Origin of the sequence: Flavobacterium tagetis, assembly GCF_016735615.1 — a bacterium.
In the GTDB taxonomy this organism is placed as follows: Bacteria; Bacteroidota; Bacteroidia; order Flavobacteriales; family Flavobacteriaceae; genus Flavobacterium; species Flavobacterium tagetis.
The window spans coordinates 153196-175118 of sequence record NZ_JAERSF010000004.1 but is presented as its reverse complement, the minus strand read 5'-3'; the positions used below and the strand labels follow the sequence as shown (position 1 = coordinate 175118).

Genomic DNA, 21923 nt, shown 5'->3' with positions numbered 1-21923 from the left:
TTGATAATGGTAGAGAACAAATTTAGTATAATAACTCGATGAAAAACGAGTTTTTTCGAGAGTTTTTTATTTCTAAGTTCGACTTTGGGAATATTTAAGCATAGGAACTTATTAGATGACTAAAATATTATATTTTTGATAAAAATTTAAAACAGGCCTCGATCTGCAAAAACATATCAGTTGAAGAAATATTTAGTGTTTTTATTATTTTGGATTTGTACTTTTCAGTATGCGCAAACCGTTCGTAAATATTCGAATGAATTTATGAATATTGGGGTCGATGCCGCTGCTCTTGGAATGGCGAGCGCCGTAACTGCTTCTTCAAATGATGTAAATGCCGTTTACTGGAATCCTGCAGGTTTGACACATCTCGAAGATCATCAAATTGCTTTGATGCATGCCAGTTATTTTGCCAATATCGCACAATACGATTACATTGGCTATGCAAGCCCAATTGATGAAAGAAGTGCATGGGGAATTTCTATGATTCGTTTTGGAGTAGACGATATCATGGACACAACACAATTAATCGATAATCAAGGAAATATTGATTATAATAGAATCAGCCTCTTCTCGACAGCTGATTATGGCTTTACTTTTTCTTATGCCAGAAAACTTCCTGTTGATGGATTTCAATATGGTGTAAACGCAAAAGTAATTCGACGAATAATTGGAAAATTTGCCAATTCTTGGGGTTTTGGATTTGATATTGGACTTCAGTTTGAAAGAAATGATTGGAAGTTTGGCTTAATGCTTCGCGACATCACTACAACTTACAACGTCTGGAATATTGATGAAGAAGAATATGAAAAAATCGCCAATGCGATTCCAGGAGAAAACAATACCTTGCCAGAAAGCACAGAGATAACATTGCCAAAAGCGCAATTGGGAGTTTCTAAAAGATTTGACTTTCATAACGAATGCAGTCTTGTGACTTCTGCCAATTTAAACATGCGATTCGAGCAGACAAAGGATATTATTTCTTCAAAAGCTATAAGTATAGACCCAGCTCTAGGGTTTGAATTTGGCTATACCGATTTGGTGTTTGTACGAGCTGGTGCAGGTAACTTTCAGAATGTGACACAGCTGGATAATACCGAAAAAGTAAATTTTCAGCCTAATATTGGTTTAGGCTTTAGATATAAAGGCATACAAATTGATTATGCATTAACTGATTTAGGAAATCAAAGCACCGCTTTGTATTCTAATATTTTTTCCCTGAAAGTAGATTTAGGTATCTTTAGATAATTAGAAATCATAAAACATTTAAAATTTTAAATCATGAAAACTGTCATGTTCAAAAAAGCACTTTTTATTTTATTATTCTTATCCAGTTTTATTGGTTTCAGCCAGAGTTTAGCTTTATCGAAAGATGCCAAAATAAGCATTTTGACTTGTGGACTTGGAAATGAAACTTATTCTTATTTTGGACATACAGCTGTTCGTGTATTTGATCCATCCAATAATATTGATCTCGTTTATAATTATGGCGCATTTGATTTTAGAACACCTAATTTCGTTGCCAAATTCGCGAAAGGCGATTTACAGTATTTTATTATTACTCATCCTTTTTCTGATTTTATAAGTGAATATAGCAATGATAAACGAAGTGTTTACGAACAAGAACTTCTAGTTTCTCTTCCTTTAAAACAAAAAATATTTGACAATCTGAATCATTCTTTATTTTCTGAAGAAAGATATTACACTTATAAATTTATTGATAAAAACTGCACCTCGATGGTTGTTGATGTTATTAATAAATCACTAAATCAAAATGCAATAACTAAAAAAGGAGATACAGATAAAACCTACCGTTCTATCCTATTTCCTTATTTTGATGGCCATTTTTACGATCAATTGGGCACCAGTATTATTTTTGGAACGAAAGTGGATCAAATGGGAACCAGAATTTTTCTTCCTTTTGAATTGAAAAATAGTTTAGATAAAACTACTTTCCAGAATAAACCTCTAACTGCGAAAAGTAAAACACTACTTGAGTTTACAAAAGAAACACCAACTTCTTGGTGGAATAACATTTATACATATCTCTTTATTTTGCTTTTTGTAATCTTTGCCAGAAACAAAACAGTTGATAAAATATATTTTCTAATTCTATCTTTAATTGGGATATTCTTCGTGATTATGGGATTTTATTCATTTCACCAAGAACTGGCGATGAATTATAACGTATTACTTTTTAGTCCGCTTTTATTGGTTTTAGTTTTGTTTTCTATTTTCAAAAACAAACTATGGGCTTATAGATTTTCGTTGATTAACTTTGTAATGCTTGTGATTTACTTTTTATTTCTAATTAATAAAGCACATTTCTTTATCACTTTACCATTGATTATTACAAGCGGAGTGGTTTTAGTCCGAACTGGAATTCGCAACAAAAAACCAATTCCGATTATAATCTAAATTTTATTGACCTCTGTAGAATAAAACCGTAGTAATGGTTTTGAAAGTAATACTAAGATCAAGAAATACACTTCTGTGCTTGATATAATACAAATCGTACTGAAGTTTAACCAAACTTTCGTCAATTGATTCTCCATAAGAATAATTAACCTGTGCCCAACCAGTGAGTCCAGGTTTGATTACGTGACGTGTTTCATAAAAAGGCATTACGGCAGCAATTTCTTCAACAAAAAAAGGACGTTCTGGTCTTGGACCAATTACGCCCATATCTCCTTTTAAAACATTAATAAATTGAGGAAATTCATCTATTCTTGACTTTCGCATAAATTTACCAAACGGAGTGACTCTTTTATCATTATGAGCAGCAAAAACAGCCCCATTGGTTTCCGAATTTGCTGTCATGGTTCTAAACTTATAAATCTCGAAAACCACTCCATTTTTCCCAACTCTTTCTTGAGTGTAAAAAAGACTGCCTTTATTGGCAAATAAATTACAGAGAAAAATTATTGGAATAAAAACCAGTGATATTAAAAGGCCTAGAATAGAAAATATAACTTCTATAAGCCGAACAAAAGACAAATAAAGTTTATTGCTATTGCTTCTGCTAAAAGGAAAAAATCTATAAAAATCTTTTTCTATGTGATGAACTGGTATTCTCTGTGTTTTGCTTTCGTATACTTGAGTATATTCCCGTATAATATTTCCTTTTTCTAATAAATGGAGCAATTGCTGATATAAATCTGGAGTAATACCATCTGTTTTCTGAGAAGCAATTACAATTTCTGAGACATTATGTGTAGAAACAAAACGTTCTAAATCTTCTTTCTTTATTTCGTTTACATAATGAAAATCTAAATTTTCATCTGCAATAGAATCAGAATTAACAAACCCAACAATTTTGTAATGTGGATCAACACTCTCCAGCCCTAAAACTAATTCTTCAACTTCACTCTGATCACAAATCAAAACAACATTTTGAGAAAATCGATGAGAGGCTAAGAAATAGCAATAAAATAAACGCCAAAGCAATAATGTAATTAGTACCGTAAAATAAAATATTAAGATTACTAATCTTTGTTTGGGCAGTACAGGAGAGAGAACTGGCGTAAGCAAATAAGCCAAAACAGTTGCGGTAGCAGTAAAAACAACATTCTGCAGAATTTGAAGATGATTGCTAGCTACTTGTAGATTATAGATTTCGAATATTACACCAAAAGCATAAAGGTAGCTGACCAATAGAAGTATACTGAGAGAGCTATTTAGATCAAAGGCGAAATAATGATAATCAAAGATTGCGCTTAATAAATATAAAGCAAATAGAACAAAAACAGCATCGAAAGTAAGGAGCAATATCTTCCTCTCTGAAATTTCAAAATGCATTTTCTTTTTTGAGAACATCACTTGTAGGTTTTAATTTGGTTAGGGCAAAGCAAATGTATCGCAAAAAAATATAACTAATCTATTAATTTTCTGTTTCTTCAGGGATTTTCACTTGCACAAAAAGAAGCGATAATGCATATACAAATGCAGGGGCTGCTGTTCGCAATGCCGCATGATTTATTGTTAGCAACCAAAAAAAATAAAATGATAAAAAATATAAATGTTGCTTATTTTCTATATAAAAAACAAAGGGAGTAACTCCAATTATTAATAGTGCAAAAATACCCATTAATCCATGTTCAGAAAAAAGTCTAGTTACTTCATTATGTGAAGCAATTTCCACTCCAAGTTGATCTGCTCTTTTTTCTTTACTAAGTCCAGCGCCAACACCAAAAACGGGATTATCTAAAAAAAGCGCAATATCTGCATCCATTATTTGCTCTCTACCTCCTAGCCTATCTTTCTTTTCTCTTCCTATAGCATCTTTATTAGCATATCTTTTCTCTATAAGACCTCTTGTTTGAAAAGAGCTATACACCCAAATTCCTATTCCTAAAGTAATTGTCAAAACAAAAACTAGAGCAAATTTACTCCTACCTTTTGCATTTGAAAAATAATACAATAAAAATAAAAGACAAATAATCATTACTACACCAGTAATAATTCCTCCTCTAGAAAAGGTGACAATTCCTCTATAGCTTACGAAAATTAATAGTCCTCCATTTATTAATAATTCTATTTTAGTTTTAGAAAACAAGATCATTTGCGTAAAGAAAATAAACATTCCTAACCCCAATATTGTAGACACTTGATTTGGTCCAAAACCACCTGAGGTTTCAAAATTTGACTGAGTACCAGTTATAACATCTTGTATATTAGGAGTATACAAAAATAAATATACAGTTGTAGAAATAATAGGAAATCCCATAACTAATAATAGCTTTTGGAGATTATCGAGAGTAATTTTCCTCCCAAAAGCGTATATAGAGCATATTGCTAAGCAAACTGATCCTGATAAATTAAAGAACAAAACTTTTTTAACATCTATTGCTATATTTTGATAATTGACAGTAATTAGAATAGAAGGAATTAGAAGCATAAAGAAAAACAAGTAAATTAATGCGCTTTTGGAGAAATTACTATATATCATTCCAAGGAACATAAAACCAACAACACAAAATTTTGCATATTCATTATTAAAATTTCCTCCCGTCATTCGAAGGAAAACCTCAGCTCCCACCAGATACGCACTAACAAAAAGCACTTCGTTATTTTTGTTTTTACTTTTAACGATAATAATAGTCCCTACTAAAGCGATTAATAAAGCATATAGTTTCGATAAAAAAGGTATCACAAAAATTACCACAGCAATTATTACATGAATAAAAATCAAAAGGTTATATGAAGATGTCTTACTTTTCACTCTAAACAATTTTATATGCTGAAATTAATTTTTGAATAATGATTTTCTCAGCATAGTTTTCTTTAACCGACTTATTAAAGTTATCTGAGAAAGATTTTCTAAGCTGATCATCTTGAGTTATTTTTTTTAACTTCTCAATTAAATCAACTTCAGATAGAGGGTCGAAAAGAAATCCTTCAACACCATCATTAATAATTTCTGAGCAATAACCTGCGTTTGTAGATATAACAGCCAGATTTGATGATGCGTATTCTAAAAGTGTAACCGGAAATCCTTCATCAGTTGAGGCCAAAACTCCAATTGAAGATTGAGATAAAATATATTTAATATCATTTTTTTCTCCGTACAAATATATGTGATTCTCTAAAGAATTTGCTACTATAAAGTTTTTTAATTTATCTGAATATAAATCCATATAATCTTTTCCAATCAAATGTAAGCTCCACCCAAACTCCTTGAGTTTTAGCTCCGCAAATGCTCTCAGGATTAGTATATGATTTTTTGGATTTTTTAAGTTAGCCAAAAAGACAATTCTTTTACCATCTGTTCCTTTCAACTTTGTAATCTCACATGACTCATTAAGGCTCAAACTGAAATTTGGTATAAATAATACTTTTTTACAAAACATATTATTTTCACTCCATTTTTTCAATTGGAGATTAACAACAAAAACAGAAGAAAAAAAGGCAGAACAAAGGACTAAAACTCTATTTTGTTTTATAGATTCTTTAGCGCGCGATCCATAATGATCATGCCATACAATTTTTATCCTAAAAAAGGTAATTTTTACTAAAGTGGCAATAAAAAATGAAGAACTATGAGCATGTATAATCTCGATTTTATTTTCTTTAATGTAATTTCTTAGCTTAAATACAGCTGACAAATCCACTAATTTCTTTCTATTTAAAAACGAATAAGAAACTTTTTCATCTAATTGAGAAACCAGTTGCCCTTCTTTTCTAGTTGCTATTAATCCCGAAAATTCAATTTCATTTGACAAAGAATTGGCATAATTAACCGCCATTCGTTCTGCACCACCTGCTTCTAATGAATCTATTAACTGTAATACTCTCATTTAAGCAGTTCTTTTATTTGAGATTCGAAAAACTCTGTTGTATAATGTTCAGACCAATCAGAAGCTAATTTACTTTTTTCTAAAAATACAGTTCTATCTAAAATTAACATTTGCAATTGATCAACATCCTCCTTAATGTTCATTTTTAATAATACTCCTCGTTTTCCGTAATCTAGCATATAAGGAACACAGGAAACATTTGTCGCCAACGGAACGCATCCCCAAAACATTCCTTCAGCAATTGTTTTAGGCCAACCTTCGCTTTTAGAGGGTAAAATAACAAAATGGCTCTTTTGATAATCTTTCTTAAGGACTTCTTTGGTTTGATTACCGTGTAAAAACACAAATTTATCTAGCGTATTCTGTAAAATATATTCCTCCAGACCTTTTCTTTCAACACCTTCACCATATAAATCCAATGTCGAATCTATGCCTCTTTTATTAAGTTCTTCTACTAATTTAATAGCGTACAAGGGATTTTTCCCTTCAACTAAAGTTCCTGTAAAAATGAATTTAACAGTAGTTAAAATGTCTTCTTTTTCTACAATTTCTTTTTCAGCAACTGAATAACTTGCAGTAAAAAAAGGTAGTATATTTTTAGTTTGATTTTCCCACTTACCATAGACTAAGACCTTCATATTATGAGTTAAAAAGGTGTTTTTCAGAATCCATTTTTGTAAATTATATGTCAATGGCTGTTTGCTTTTAGGATCCCAATTCCCAGCATATTTAGCTGTTTTGTTTTTTGCAGGAAATAAAATCTGGATAAAACATGCTATCAATCCGATATTACCAGGACAACGCAAATGTATATGATCTGCCTCTTTCATCGCCCAAAACAATTTCCAAGATATTAAAGGCAACTTTAATAGCGATACAAGACAGCTTCTTAAATTTGTAAATTTTACAGAGGGGATAGTTTTAAACTTTACACTAGAATGATCATAAGCCATATCAATAGAGCTTAAATCTGCTTTTATATTAGGAGCAACAAGTATTATTTCATTACTATATTTTAACCAAATATTCATTTCATGAACATAAGGTGCGTAACCAAAATATTGATTCTTAACCTGAATGTGATTTACATGAGTAATAATAGCAAATTTCATTACAGAATTCTATAATTTATAAAAGGATTTAATGCATTATAAAAGATACTATTTGATAATTTATCTTTTATTGCCATTTTTTCTTTTGGTATACAAATCCAATTTTTATTGGATTTCACTTTAAAATTATATATATCAACTTCTTTCAATCCTAATTTATCAATATAAAATGGCTTATATTCTAATTCACCCAAAAACGCATTTAACTCTTTTATTGTAGTATTTCCTCGTTTTTCTAAGTAATTCTCGTTTACTTCCAAAATGAGAAATGGCCTATCTCTTTTGATAATATCAATACCACCTAAAAGCACATTATATTCAAATCCTTCTACATCAATTGCAAAAACAGCACTCTTTTTTTTGTTTAACAATTCAACATTTAAGGTTGTAACTTCAAATTCCTGAAAGCCTTCTTTGGATATAGGATTTGCAATAAAACCTGAACCAGATTCATTTCCATCTGGCATTTTAAAAAAAGAATAACCTATTTCATGAGAAACCAATTTATTAATTATTGTTAACTCATTTAAATTATTCTCTTTTTTTATGGTACATACTGCATCGTAATTTGCTGGAACGGGTTCAAAAGCAATTACATTAACTTGCTGCTTTTTTGCAATATCCGCAAAACAAATTGTCTCAGTACCTATATTTGCTCCTATTTCTACAATAGTCCCTTTGTAATATTTTAAAATTTCATTGACAAGAATAACGTTTCTCCAATCAAAGTATCCATGTACTCCAAATTTTAAAGCATGGAAATCATTAGTATTTCCTATAAATTGACTTCCGGTTATAGCTTTTTTTCTAAAATTAATAGATAAAACCTCCCCTTCCTTAAATGTAAAAATCTTATTTCTAACATATTGCGAAATTATCGGAGGGAGAAATCTGCAAACTACTTGTGCTTTAGTAAAATTATTCATTGATATGCATCATTAAATTATCAAAATAATATAAGTCTCTTTTTATTGCGCCTGATGTCTCATAATTATTTTTAAAATGATTATAACCTTCTATTGCTAATTTATTTCTTACTTCAGGATTTAATAAAGCACTACTAATTTTTTCATGTAAATCATTAACTTGATTTGTTTCAAAAAGCAAACCTGTATTATTATCTCGGATTATTTCCTTAATACCAGTATTATTTGCTCCAATTATTAATGTTTTCATACTCATTGCTTCTATAACCGTATAACCAAATGCTTCAGAATGGCTTGGTACAACAGCTAGATAAGAACTTTTAAACATTTCTAAAACTTTGTTTCTTGATAAGTTTCCTTTAAAGTCCACAAATTCCTCCAACTTTAAATCCTTAACCAGTTTCTTTAAATTACTTTCTTCTTCTCCAGATCCAATGATTATTAATTTTACATCTGCAAATGGAGCGCAGATTTTGGAGAATGCTTTTATGAGAACTTCAACCCCTTTCGACTTATGTAACCTTCCAGCATATGTTATTACTTTTATATTCGCATAATTAACAGATTGAATATCTGAATAAAAATCTCTAATTGAATTTGGTAAAACCATTATTTTAGAAATCGGAACGTAAAATTTTTTATTAACATCTTCTTTTGTTGCATTAGAGTTTGTAACAAAATTAGTTGCTAACTTATATAACAATCTCTTTCTAAAGACTAGTATGTTTTTCTGTTTGAACTGAGAGCTTAAAGTCCTGATCCAAGCTATTCTTGTTTTTACTCCGCATAAAAATCCAACAATCAAAAAAATATTTACCGATCCAAAAATAGATATTGTCATTGAAGGACGATATTTTTTGATGTTTCGGTAAAGAAAAACACCATCTACCCATTTGGTTGGACGTGTTGATGGCCAATGTTTTATGACAACATCTTTCGGTACAGCAATTGCTTCGTTAGTTTTTGTGTCAGAAAAAATAATTACCTGATATTTTTTATTTAGATTTTCTACCAACGCCAAAAAATAATCCGAGACAGAACCTGTCCCTAAGCTAAATGAGATAAAAATTGTTTTTTTCATCTAATATGATGTGGTTTATTAAATACAAGGCTAAAATAGGCGTTAAGCCTTCCTAATGCTTCAGTAAAAGCTTGAGTTCTTTCAGTACTACTTGTAATAGCATTGCTAAATCTTATTAGAATTAATAAAATTGTTATGCAATTCCACTTATAACGATCTATAAATTTAGGATTTGGGTTCTTAATGCGCCAAACATACCAACCATTTTTCACTACCATTTTACCATATCTAAATTTATTAGGCCTTCCAGAGGGATCATGAAAATGATATAATTTTGCCCTAGTATTAATTACATTTTTACCAAATTGTAAAGTTCTTAAGCTAAAATCAGCATCTTCATACAAACCATAACCTTCAAAAAATTTTGAGAATTTAATTCTATCAAAAATATCCTTCCTAAATGACATTGACATTCCTATCAATAAATCTACTTCATAGATCTTACCAGTTAAAGGAAATCCGCAAGTTCTTCCATGAGAATATGCCGGCATTCTTCCTGGGCCTAAGTCAGAAGCAAGTCCAAGATAATTTCTTACAACATTTCTCAATCCTTCGGGATAAAAATATCCTTCAAATAAATAATATTTATTTTTGTTATACTCTCCACTACTTTCCTGAAGCTTCCATTTGTTTTGATTTAAAGATACCCCCCCTACACCTATTACATCAGGTCTATCTTGAAATGTTTTAATTATTTCATAAAAATAATCTGACTCCAAAACCGTATCATCATCCAAAAAACAAACCACGTTTGTATCACTGTTTACTTTCGAGATTCCAAAATTGCGTTGTCTTGTTAACCCCCGATCTTCCTCAGAAACTAAAAAATAATTTAAATTCTTAAAATTATTTTTGTCTAGAGCTTTTTTTGTTTCTTCATTTAATGATCCATCAATGATTAAAATTTCATCTGGATATTTACTTTGAATGTTTACTGAGTTCAATAGTGTAACTAATGGCTCAGGACGCATATATGTACAAATAATCAGTGAAAATTTCATTTTTTAGCATTTAATTTATTAGCCCAATATTGGCTTTTTGACCATTGTTTTTTGTAACAAGAATAATATCGTAATGGGTTTTTAATTTTTTGAACTTTATAATATTTAAAGAATAAAATGGTTCTATAACCCTCAATCTGCTGTTGAGTAAAATTTAAAACCTTATTTAGCATTACTGTAGGCGAAGGTTTTGGCTGAATTTTCTCATCTGCCCAAGCTAAAATGTGTTTTGTTCTAAAACCGCCTATTGGTGCCTTTAGATGAAGGATTTCTGGTTTTGGGGAATAAAGAATATCATGCCCTAAATTTCTAAGTTGCATTCCAAAATCACTGTCTTCTCCATAACCAAATTCAAAACTCATATTATAAGAAAGTGTTTTTATATTCTCTGCCTTTACAATACTGCAACCTGAACCAAAACTGCCCCATTGAAATTTCTGTTTTATTTTTTTATGTGAAGAATAATCAAGTTGATAGCATCCTAAAGTAATTTGTTCTACTCCTTCTTTTTTAATTACCTGAAATGTTTCTTCCAAAAAGTCTGATTGTATTCGAATATCATCATCTGCCATAAATACCCATTCGCTCCTCACTTCTTTCATGGCCAAATTTCTTGCATTACATGCTCCAGTTTGATGCGTAAAAATATGTTTAATTTGAAATGGCCAATCTTCATTTAAAATATAATCAAGTTCTGTGATGCTGTCTTGAACAGGATTTTGCTCCACAATAATAATACAGGTAGGCAAAAATGTTTGCAAGGAAAGATCTTTTAGGGTATCATATAAATATTTTTTTCGTCCAATTGTCGGAATAATTACATCTATAGTTCCTTTTTCAATTACTATATTTTTAGATTCGGGTTTAATTTCATGGAATGTATCTATTTTCAGACCTCTTTTCTTGTAAAAAAAAGACATTAAAAAGGGAAAAACAGCCAATGTTCTTTTATAAAGAAACAGATCTAAAAAAAGTAAAAATATCCAACGCGTTTTATAATGTTGTTTTACAAATCTAAAAAGAAGGCTTTTATTTTCTTTATGCTTTGGAAAAATTTGCGAACAGTCGTTTAATAATTTAGGATCAGAATAGCACAATAGTCCTTTTGACATTCCTAATTTTGCTATTGAGTTTAAAAAATAGTCAAAATCTGCATCTATCTTTATCTGATTCTTTAAAAGTAATAAAACAGAAGCATGAATTCCTCCTACATTGCTGCTCATCATCCAAGTGGGGTAACTTACTTCTTTATTTATTTTTAAAAAAGGTGACGAATCTACATATCCAATATCATTAGAAATAAATTTATTTGGAGATAAATTATAGGAAGCCATTATTTTTTCTTGATGAAAAATTTCATCAATTTTCTCCACATTCAGATGCGATTCTAACGAGATATGACTCCAAATAATTAAATCTTGAGGAAATTGCTGTGCAATTTCAATTAGATTTTTACCAATACTTTTATTTTCAGAGAAAACATTTTTTGTTTGTGCTCCAACTTTAACTATTTTATTATTTTGATGATAAACAATGATCACGTTGTCTTTTTATTGGAGTTTATAATATTTTGATAAAAACTAATGTTTTCAATAGCAAGCTTATTTATATTAAATTTTTCTTCAACTCGTTCTCTAGCTTTTTTTCCTAATTGTAAGACCAAAGAATCATTTTCAAATAATTGCATAATTCTTTCAGCATACAAATCGTGATTTGAAGGATATACAAGATAACCACTTTGTTCGTCTGTTATAAGTTCTTGAGACCAACCAATATTACTGTTTACAATTGCTTTGTGCATGGCCATAGCTTCTATTGTTACCATCCCTAAAGTCTCTGCATAAGTTGGAAACACGCATACATTTGCTTTTTTTATATGCTCTTGAATCTCATTGTATGGAATTTTCCCTAAATATTGTACATTATTTAAATCATTCTTTGCAAACAAATTTTTCATTAATTCCCAAGTTGATTTAGAGTTGGTTTTTATATCGAAAGAATCACTCCCTATTAGAAGAAGTTTTGTTTCTGGAAAAACATTCCGTACTTTGCCGAAAATTTCTGGTAGTTCTAAAACACCTTTTTTTCTAATTAAGGTACCAATATAAAGGATTGTATATTTTTCAAATTTTTCTGGCTCCTTATTTTCAAATTCATTTATATCTAAACCATTATGAATGGTCTGAGTTTCTTTTCCTTTTATCTTAAAAAGTTTTTTTGAAACTTCTCCAGCAAAAGTTGTTGGTGCTATAAATGCCTGAGCTTTATTTATTGCCAATTTTTCAAACCAGAAATTTTTAAGTTTTTGTTTTCTATTCTCTAAGTGACAGAAATAGGTGTCGCTTCCATGAAAACGAATTACTAAAGGAATTCTAAAATGCATAAATGCCGTAATTCCAGTCCAATCTGCGGCTTCAATTACTTCAATATTCTCTTGTTTTATAATTTGATTACAGAATTTCTCAATGTATTTACGATACAAATACCATCCTAAAAATTTATATTTTATTTTTTTTATACAATAAATTTTAATTCCATTGTCATCTATAATTTCTTGTACAGCCTGATTATAAATAAAAATACTAATATCATTTCCTGAGTTATGCAGTGATGTTGCCAGATTTTTAATACTTGTACCGATTCCTGCTGATTGTGTAACACTAAGATGAGAGTATTCTGGAGTTAGAAACGCTATATGCATAATTATTTATTAAAAAAATCTTTAATAATTCTAGCGGTAAACAATCTTGCTCCTTCATCTGTCATATGTCCACATGAAGAAAAATATTTGTTTTCAATAACTGTATTTTCGTAATTGTAAATTTCTGGATATGCTTTTTTTACTTTGTCAAAATAATTCATACCCACCACATTCTCGCACATTGGCGTCATAACAGCAATAAAATTGATCCCATTCTTTTTACATATATCTTTAATCTCTTCGTAATATTTATTGTTTGGCAGTGGATTCAAATTGACAATATTGTTTTTCATATTGCCATTTTTATGTTTTTCTAATGGATGATATCCTAAATTTTCTAAGGAATTTGTTTTCTTGCGTATTGCTGTAAAAAATGTTTCCCTCCAACCAATTTTACTATCATTTTTTATATATCTATAAAATGGTATATAGTATAACTCATTGAAATTACTTTGATTTCTATAATGTTCTTTAATTATTTCTGAATTATGAATATATGGCAGAAACAACGCAGCAATTCCTTCGGCTTGACGATCACTTGCTAAATTCAAATCTGCTTCAAGAATTACATTTTTGATTTCATATTTTCTTTCAATCATCAATTTCAATATTAATGAAGCTTCAAACAAATGCCCGCCACTGATTCCGTAATTAAATGTTTTTAACCCCTTGTCTTCAAACATTTGCGACACAAAATGATTATTCGCTCTTGAAGAACCTAAAATTACTACATCATATTTTTTTGCTGTAGAATTAAAAACGGTTTCGATTTTTCCACGGTTTCTTGACTGCATAAAAACATAAGTATACAATCCGTCTAAAATAACTGCTATTGAAATTGTTAAAATAAAAACCCCTAATATGTACAATAAAAACTTCTTCATTAAAATTGGAAATAAATAAATTCTTTATAATCTGAATAAGTCCCAAAAGCTATAATAGCCATAATAGCTAAAGCCATTTTAAGTATACTCCTTTTCCCAGAAATTGGCTCGACCTTGGTTTTATTATTCCATTCAACCAAAACAAACAAACCAATCATTAATAATAATTCATAATTGTATCGTTCGTTATCTAAATATTGAGCGCTAAACTCTCCATTAGTAAATATTTTTTTTAAATATAAAATGGCATCAGTTATTGTTTTTGCTCTAAAAAATACCCAAGCTACACAAGTCAATAAGAAAGTGGTTAAAATGCTAAATAATACTCGAACGGAATCAAAATTCCATTTTAAAGTAACAGAATCCATATTGTTTCTATTACTATTGGACAACAATAAAGGAAGAAAATAGACTGCATTTATAAATCCCCAAACAATGTATGTCCAGTTGGCACCGTGCCAAAATCCGCTAACAATAAAGATGATAAAAGTATTTCTAATTTTCATCCAAAGACCACCTTTGCTTCCTCCTAACGGAATATATAAATAATCTCGAAACCAAGAAGAAAGCGAAATATGCCAACGGCGCCAAAACTCTGCAATATCTCTTGAAAAATAAGGATAATTAAAATTTCTTAATAAATCTAAACCAAATAATTTAGAAACGCCTAGGGCGATATCTGAATATCCTGAAAAGTCTCCATAAATCTGGAACGCAAAATAAATTGCTCCCAAAATCAATGAAAATGAATTCATTGAAGGATAATGATCAAAAATAGCATTTGCATATACTGCGCAAGTATCGGCAATAACTACTTTTTTAACTAAACCCCAAACAATTTGATAAACTCCTTCTTTTGCTTTTTTTAAATTAAACTCGCGTTTTTCCTTTAACTCCGGCAATAAATGTGTTGCCCTTTCTATTGGTCCAGCTACTAAAAGAGGAAAGTAACTCACAAACAAGGAATAATCAATAAAATTATATTCAGCTTTTATTCTTTTATAGTAAATATCAATTACATAAGACAATCCATGGAAAGTGTAAAATGAAATTCCAACAGGCAGAATTACATTCAATAAAAATGGACTTACTTTAAATCCAAATGAAGTAAACATTTCTGCAAATGATGTTGCAAAGAAGTTATAGTATTTAAAAATTCCCAAAAAACCTAGATTCACTAAAATGCTAAGCCAAAACCAAAATTTCCGGCTTTTTTCAGAGTTACTTTTCTCGATTTGAATTCCAGTGAAATAATCTAAAAATGTAGAAAAAACTAATAAGAAAAGAAACCTCCAATCCCAACAAGAATAAAAATAATAACTCGCAACAATTAATAAAGCATTTTGCGTATTTTTATTTTTATTGAAGACAAACCAATAAAGTAAAAAAACGATTGGTAAAAAGATGGCAAAAGTCAATGAGTTAAAAAACATAAATTAAAATAATTTTATCTAAATTAAAAAGTTTTTAGTAGTTAAGAATTGTTTCAATTGATTTCCATATTCTAGCTGAGGAAATTTCTGGCGGTTCCTGATTAATAATCTTAAACCAATTTTGGGCACTTTCTAATGTTCCATTTGTATTCAATCCGTTTCGAATTTTATCTGTAATTTCATCTGCTGAATTTAACCAAATAACTGCATTTTGATCTGGCATCGAACGAAAATGTACGTAATTGTAAATTTTAGATACTGACCAATTCATATCTATTTTATTTGGAACATCATATTTTAAAAACGCGCATGGTTTTTTAAAACAAGCATAATCAAATACCATTGAAGACCCAAGGTTTACCACCATTTCGGTATGAAATATTGTATTAGTCAATAATTTAACATCTTCTTGAGTTGGCAAAATGGTATTCCATTCAGTCCCATTTTTTTTCCATATCGGATCAATTGGTACGATCAAATCTTCATTTCTCTCAAGAACCTCATCATATCTAGTTGAAAAATCAACTGGACAACGCCTAAATATGATTCCTAATAAATGATTATTTTGTTCATTTAACCTTCTTACTCCATCTGCAACATCCGATAAATATTTGGGATCATCTGGACAGGTCGTAAAATCATCACCAGAATAACAAATGTATTTTTTACTTAAATCAAGATTATGATCATTAAAAAATTTAATCCTGTCTATAATATCATCCGGATTAAAATGACTTTCAAATTGTGGGGTTCCAACAACAAAAATCTGATTTTCTAGTATGTATGGATAATATTTCAGAAGTTCTTCCTTCATGTGCTCACTCCACACAAAATAATAATCGGTTTCTATAACCATCGTCGCTTTTGGCAAATTATCCCATGAAAAAATAAATGTTCCTGTTGGTATGTTAAGTTCTTTAGCAGCTAATATTGGGGCAATTGCTAAAACCGGACGCTGGTTTGTACAAAATACAAAGTGAGGTTTTTCTTCTTGAAGTGTTTGCAAACAATCTTGGTAAAACCTCGTTTTCTTTTCTTGGAATTTTATCTTTTCTCTGACCTTTTCTAAACCTCTCTCTGAATTATTTATTGCAATAAATAGTTTTGCAGCGTAACTTTTGACTGCTCCTTTTACACTTTTAAAGAAAAAAGGAAAACGATAAGAATCATAAACAGCATCTCCTGCTCTTTTTATGTTAAGATTCAGCTCAATGTGCTTTCGAGCATTTTTATAACTGTCTGTTAGAGGATTTGTTTTAGCGTTTTTAATTTTAATTTCATTAAAACCTAAACTTGTCAAATCAAATGGTGTATTATTCCAATAGACTATATTGAATTTGCATTCTAATCCTATCTTATAAAAATTAGAAAAAGCAAAATTCCTAAGTCCAACACCATCTGGAAGTAAAATAAAAACTTTTTTATTTGGCATTAACTATCTCTAAATTGTTTTTGGTGATTGAGCTGCCAAATATCCGATTTCTGGAGGCAATTAAGAAATAATTCTGCACTATTTCCTTGTCCAAAATCATTTTCTGTTTTTTGTACTTTATGAGAGTCTATAATTGAAAGAGCCTCCTCGATTTCGCTTTCCGAATAATCCACATTTATTATATCAGCGTGTATTGCTCTATTTTGCTGTCTAGTGCCAATATTAATAATCGGAATGCCATAATAAGGCGCTTCGCGAATACCTGCACTACTGTTTCCAATAATGAATTTGCTATTTTTTAAAAGAGTTAAAAAGTACTCAAAACGAAGTGAAGGAAAAATTTTAAATCGTTCATTATTTTTTAACTTCTCATAGCTATCTAAAATAAAATGGCTTCCTAAATCATTATTTGGATAAATGACCACATAATTATGATTGTCTTGTAGCAGTGCAGCGACAAAATTTTCTGTATACTGTTTCATTGCATTAATTTCAGTTGTTACAGGATGAAACATTACAATTGAAAATTCTTCGAATAAAATATTATAATACTTTTTTACGGTTGCTAAATCTGGAAGCTGTTCTGAAAACATGATATCAATATCGGGAGAACCAATCGTAAAAACAGATTCTTTAATTTCTCCCATTTGAATCAATCTTTTTTCGGCTTCAGCATTTGATGCAAAATGAATGTGACTCAATTTACTCACACTATGTCTTATTAATTCATCTACTGTTCCTGATACTTCTCCCCCTTCTATATGTGCCACAAGAATATTATTGAGTGAACCTACAATTGCTCCTGCTAGAGTTTCAACACGATCACCGTGAACAACAATCATATCTGGTTTTATAGTATTACAATAACTAGAAAATCCTTCGATAGTTTTTGCAAGAGTAAGATCCATTGTGGTTTCATGAGTATGATTCACGAAAGTGTGGATATTTTTAAATTTACAACGTTCAATTTCTATCAAGGTATATCCATATTCTTGTTGCAAATGCATACCTGTTACAAAAACAAAAACTTCAAATTCTTTTTGTTTTTCAAGAATTGATATTAATGATTTTATTTTTCCGAAATCTGCTCGTGTACCCGTTAAAAAAAGGATTTTTTTCATCTATTTACAGAATATCCTCCCAGGTTAATTGCTCATCATTCTCAATGTCTCTTGTTGCTGTTTTACCAATTATATCATTAAAACTTTCTGCTAAAATTTTTCCTGTTCCAGGTCTTTTAACCCAAATATTTTCTTTAGTATAAAATTCTCCTTTTTTAATTGAAGTAATTGAGCAAACTGTTGCAAAAGCAAAATCAATAGTTACTTGTTCTTCATCAGCAGGTTTTTTTGAGCCACCACGCATTCGAGCAATTTCTGCACTTGAAACAATTAGTTCACGACAAGTATTCTCATCCATACTGCAAACAATATCTGGTCCAGTACGTTGCATGTGATCTGTGAAATGTCTCTCTAAAATACTTGCGCCTAAAGCTACCGCGCCTAAGCAAGCATTGTTATTCAGTGTATGATCGCTTAAACCGAAAACTTTATTTGGAAAAGCTTGATTCAATTCTATCATAGCTCCAAAACGAACCAAATGAATTGGTGTTGGATATAAATTTGTAGTATGCAATAAAGCAACAGGAACATTATGTTTATCAAATATAGCTACTGCTTTTCGAATGCTTTCAATTGTATTCATTCCAGTACTTACAATTACTGGTTTTCCAAAAGAAGCAATATGTTCTAATAGAGGATAGTTATTGCATTCTCCGGATCCTATTTTATAGGCTGGAATATTAAACTTCTTTAATCTTTCTGCTGCCGCACGTGAGAATGGTGTCGAAATAAAAATCATGCCTTTGCTTTCTACATAATTTTTAAGTTCCAACTCCTCTTCTTCATTAAGTGAACAACGTTCCATAATTTCATATATCGAAACATCTGCATTTCCTGGAATAACTTTTTTTGCAGCACCGGTCATTTCGTCTTCAACGATATGCGTTTGATGTTTTACAACTTCTACCCCAGCTCTCTGAGCTGCATCAACCATTTCTTTTGCAACCTGAAGAGATCCTTCGTGATTAATTCCTATTTCAGCAATCACTAATGGTGGGTAATCTAGGCCAATTTTGCGGCCTGCTATTTCTATGTATGGATTCATTATGTCTTAAATTCTATTAACTGTTTAATTTCTAAATGAGTATTTATCTTTCTTTAAGATGAAAGGTTTTTCTAAGAATTTGTATGATGCAATTGAAATTAGGATAGTTACTACAAATGTAAAAATGTACAAGACAGTATTATTAAAACTACTATACTTTAGTAAAAAATTAATGCAAAATGCAATTACCATTTGATGATACATGTATAAACCATATGAAATTTCTCCCATCTTGAAAAAGAATTTATTTTCAAGTATATTATGAAGTGTTTTATTATGAACCAAATTTAATATAATAACGATAAAGCAAATTGCAACAAATGAAGATTTAAAATATATGACATCTGAATGAAATACAACTACAAAAATTAAAGTAATAAGTGATATATAAAAAGAAAAATTATTTACTATTTTAGAGAGAATATTACTTCTTTTATAAAGAAAACATGCCCCTAGTGCTCCAAAAGCAAGTGAATCTAACTGAATTAACCTAATGTAGGCTTGAAATATATTTGAATATTTGATCTCTGGAAGAATATTGCTTTTTAATAAAATAAGGAGAATATTATAAAGTACAATTATCACAATAAACAACTTCTCCAATTTTTTTATCTTGTTTATGACTAACGGCCATATTAGATAAAATTGTTCTTCTGTTCCAATTGACCATGTTTGAGTCGCAAAAGGAACCAATTTTATTGAAATTAGAATGTTCGTTAGAAAAAAAAGAAATAAAACAATGACTTTTATAAATTCTGAATTATAGTCAAACTTTAAAGTCATATTAGGAATATTAAACATCTCTATATGAGGCAGTATAAAAACAGAAAGAATCACAATTAGAAAATAGAGAGGCCAAATTCTTAATATTCTTCTTAAATAAAAAAACTTAAGATTGACTTGACCGTTTTTATTTTTCTCTTCTAAAAGTAAAAAAGTTATTAAAAACCCACTCAAAACAAAAAACAAAGATACTCCTAAGACTCCTAATTGTTTCAGATTACTAAATTCATTTTCAATTCCGAAATAAGACTTGCCTAACTCTATATGGCTAATTATTACCATAGCCGCGGCTATAAATCGAACGCCATTCAAATTAGAAAAAAAATTATTGTTTTTTGTCATTTAATAAATATAAATATTGTGCATAATCAAAATCTTCTTGCGTATCAATATCAAGACTCGCAAAAATATGATTTATCTCAAATGGGCAAGCATCTTTTGATATAATTACATCACTTAAAATTTTTTCAGATTTTGTAATATAAAGTAAACCATTTTCAAAGAAAAGAGGTTCAAGCTCTTGGCTTCTTTGTCCTATTTCATAATTAAATGGCACGAACTTACCATCGGTTATTTTTCCAAATTTCTGATGATTTCGAGAAACTGTAAATAAGCTATCATGATTTCCTTTTAAATAAAAATCAAACCCATCTTTAAGTAAGTTTTCTGGACGCAACGGATTTGTAGGTTGCAATAAAATTACATTTTCGACATCATACTCTATTGATTCTAACACATGTTTTAATGCTGTCACTGTTGGTTCCAAATCTCCTGATAATGATTCTGGGCGATCGATTACTTTTGCACCATATTCTAATGCAATTTTCTTGATTTTATCATCGTTTGTCGAAACATAAATTTCATCAATTATTGCGTTATTTTGTTTTGCATACAAAATTGAATGAGCCAAAAGAGGAATTTCACCAAGTAATTTGGTGTTTTTTTCTGGCAATCGTTTAGAGCCTCCTCTCGCAGGAATTATTGCAATAGTTTTCATTAGCTAAAATTCAATTTTGCGTTTTCAATAATTGTATTCATTCCTTGATTCCAACTTTTTGTGGAGTATAAATTTTCAGGAATTGAAATATTATGAGTTCCCTTTTCTTCCAGAAACAATTCGATAGCCTGTACCCAATCTTCAATAAAATTGGGATTTTCAATCAGTTTGCCTAGTTTCCCATACTGTAAAACTTCAGGAACTCCTCCATTTGCAGAAGCAATGCAATAGCAGCCGCAATGTAAAGCTTCAATTAAACTCAATCCAAAACCTTCATGCCAAAGTGTTGGAAACAAATAACAATCTGCCATTTGATAATACTTTGGCAAATCATTATTGGGTAATCTTCCTAAAAAAGAAACTCCTTCTATTTTTATATCTCGATTTGCACCAATTACTAAAAGAATGGTGTCATTCTGGATAGCATTAATTCTTTTCCAAACATCTAAAATAAAATCTAATCCTTTTTTAGGACGATCCTGAGAACACCAGATAAATATTTTTTTATTTGTAATGCCTAACTGTTTTCTTAAACTTTGCTTTTCTTTCAAATCTACTTTATGAAACTTAGAAGTATCTATTCCATTGTGTAAAACTGAAAATTTTGTAGGCAAAACAGTGTAATAGTCTTTATGCGCTTTGTAGGAGTCATTTGTTAATAAAACCATTTCATCGATGCCCTCAAAAAACCATCTGCCATAAAAATTTTCATGAAAAGGTGGAAAACCATGGTAAAAAAACTGAAGGTAGCACTTCTTTCTTTTCTTTTGTTTGTCTAAAAACTCAATTAATGGTTTAACAATTCCGAAATTATCAATAATTTGAATTATAAATTTCTCGTCTTTCTCGAGAATCTTTTCAAGCTCATTAAAATAACTGATATACTTATTTTTTAAAACTCTCTTTTGAAATTTTAACCAATTAGTATCTTTAACAATTCCATATTTTATTTGTGGATAAGTCTCCTCTGGCTTTCCACAAATTATATAATCTACCCTATGATCATCACTCAAATAGTTATGATATAGTGTCGTCCAACTTCCTATACCTGAATACGGTAAAGGTATTTGCGAGATTAGAATAACTTTAGACATTTGGTGAGATTTGAGTA

The 21923-nt window shown here is 29.9% G+C and carries 19 protein-coding genes; 2 read left to right on the top strand and 17 right to left on the bottom strand.

What is annotated here, in order from left to right; translation table 11 throughout:
- The first annotated feature begins 180 nt into the window (after positions 1-180).
- The gene (locus JI750_RS18555; protein ID WP_236673097.1) at positions 181-1248 is read left to right on the top strand and encodes a putative type IX sorting system protein PorV2; all 1068 of its coding nucleotides are present in this window, start codon (positions 181-183) and stop codon (positions 1246-1248) included.
- 33 nt (positions 1249-1281) lie between these two features.
- Positions 1282-2418, top strand: coding sequence for a lipoprotein N-acyltransferase Lnb domain-containing protein (locus tag JI750_RS18550; protein WP_202005749.1), 1137 nt, complete (start codon positions 1282-1284; stop codon positions 2416-2418).
- A 3-nt stretch (positions 2419-2421) separates the two neighbouring features.
- Here the strand turns inward: JI750_RS18550 and JI750_RS18545 are convergent, their stop codons facing one another.
- The 17 genes from JI750_RS18545 to JI750_RS18465 form a co-directional block, all read right to left on the bottom strand.
- The gene (locus JI750_RS18545) at positions 2422-3816 is read right to left on the bottom strand and encodes a sugar transferase (protein WP_202005747.1); all 1395 of its coding nucleotides are present in this window, start codon (positions 3814-3816) and stop codon (positions 2422-2424) included.
- A gap of 64 nt (positions 3817-3880) precedes the next feature.
- Positions 3881-5221 (bottom strand): O-antigen ligase family protein, encoded by a 1341-nt coding sequence (locus tag JI750_RS18540; protein ID WP_202005745.1) that lies wholly within the window; start codon positions 5219-5221, stop codon positions 3881-3883.
- A gap of 1 nt (position 5222) precedes the next feature.
- The gene (locus JI750_RS18535; RefSeq protein WP_202005743.1) at positions 5223-6296 is read right to left on the bottom strand and encodes a glycosyltransferase; all 1074 of its coding nucleotides are present in this window, start codon (positions 6294-6296) and stop codon (positions 5223-5225) included.
- Entirely contained in the window at positions 6293-7408 is a 1116-nt protein-coding gene (locus JI750_RS18530; protein ID WP_202005741.1) for a glycosyltransferase, read from the bottom strand. Before JI750_RS18530 ends, JI750_RS18535 begins: the two co-directional genes overlap by 4 nt.
- Complete coding sequence (locus JI750_RS18525) at positions 7408-8334, bottom strand: FkbM family methyltransferase (protein ID WP_202005739.1); 927 nt, start codon at positions 8332-8334, stop codon at positions 7408-7410. The genes JI750_RS18530 and JI750_RS18525 overlap by 1 nt, the downstream gene beginning before the upstream one ends.
- The gene (locus JI750_RS18520) at positions 8327-9415 is read right to left on the bottom strand and encodes a glycosyltransferase family 4 protein (protein WP_202005737.1); all 1089 of its coding nucleotides are present in this window, start codon (positions 9413-9415) and stop codon (positions 8327-8329) included. The genes JI750_RS18525 and JI750_RS18520 overlap by 8 nt, the downstream gene beginning before the upstream one ends.
- Positions 9412-10416 (bottom strand): glycosyltransferase family 2 protein, encoded by a 1005-nt coding sequence (locus JI750_RS18515; RefSeq protein WP_202005735.1) that lies wholly within the window; start codon positions 10414-10416, stop codon positions 9412-9414. Before JI750_RS18515 ends, JI750_RS18520 begins: the two co-directional genes overlap by 4 nt.
- Positions 10413-11957 (bottom strand): glycosyltransferase family 2 protein, encoded by a 1545-nt coding sequence (locus tag JI750_RS22235; RefSeq protein ID WP_202005733.1) that lies wholly within the window; start codon positions 11955-11957, stop codon positions 10413-10415. Before JI750_RS22235 ends, JI750_RS18515 begins: the two co-directional genes overlap by 4 nt.
- Positions 11954-13117: a glycosyltransferase family 4 protein gene (locus JI750_RS18505; protein ID WP_202005731.1), complete on the bottom strand. Its 1164-nt coding sequence runs from the start codon at positions 13115-13117 to the stop codon at positions 11954-11956. Before JI750_RS18505 ends, JI750_RS22235 begins: the two co-directional genes overlap by 4 nt.
- A gap of 2 nt (positions 13118-13119) precedes the next feature.
- Positions 13120-14001, bottom strand: coding sequence for a hypothetical protein (locus JI750_RS18500; protein ID WP_202005728.1), 882 nt, complete (start codon positions 13999-14001; stop codon positions 13120-13122).
- Positions 14001-15434: an MBOAT family O-acyltransferase gene (locus JI750_RS18495; RefSeq protein ID WP_202005724.1), complete on the bottom strand. Its 1434-nt coding sequence runs from the start codon at positions 15432-15434 to the stop codon at positions 14001-14003. Before JI750_RS18495 ends, JI750_RS18500 begins: the two co-directional genes overlap by 1 nt.
- 34 nt (positions 15435-15468) lie before the next feature.
- Complete coding sequence (locus tag JI750_RS18490; RefSeq protein ID WP_202005721.1) at positions 15469-16866, bottom strand: UDP-glycosyltransferase; 1398 nt, start codon at positions 16864-16866, stop codon at positions 15469-15471.
- Complete coding sequence (gene neuC / locus JI750_RS18485) at positions 16866-17987, bottom strand: UDP-N-acetylglucosamine 2-epimerase (RefSeq protein WP_202005718.1); 1122 nt, start codon at positions 17985-17987, stop codon at positions 16866-16868. Before neuC ends, JI750_RS18490 begins: the two co-directional genes overlap by 1 nt.
- 4 nt (positions 17988-17991) lie before the next feature.
- Positions 17992-19032, bottom strand: a complete 1041-nt coding sequence (gene neuB / locus JI750_RS18480) for an N-acetylneuraminate synthase (RefSeq protein ID WP_202005714.1) — start codon at positions 19030-19032, stop codon at positions 17992-17994.
- Positions 19033-19056: 24 nt separating this feature from the next.
- Complete coding sequence (locus tag JI750_RS18475; RefSeq protein WP_202005711.1) at positions 19057-20157, bottom strand: acyltransferase family protein; 1101 nt, start codon at positions 20155-20157, stop codon at positions 19057-19059.
- Entirely contained in the window at positions 20141-20812 is a 672-nt protein-coding gene (locus JI750_RS18470) for an acylneuraminate cytidylyltransferase family protein (protein ID WP_202005708.1), read from the bottom strand. The genes JI750_RS18475 and JI750_RS18470 overlap by 17 nt, the downstream gene beginning before the upstream one ends.
- The gene (locus tag JI750_RS18465) at positions 20812-21906 is read right to left on the bottom strand and encodes a glycosyltransferase family 4 protein (RefSeq protein ID WP_202005705.1); all 1095 of its coding nucleotides are present in this window, start codon (positions 21904-21906) and stop codon (positions 20812-20814) included. The genes JI750_RS18470 and JI750_RS18465 overlap by 1 nt, the downstream gene beginning before the upstream one ends.
- Positions 21907-21923 lie beyond the last annotated feature (17 nt).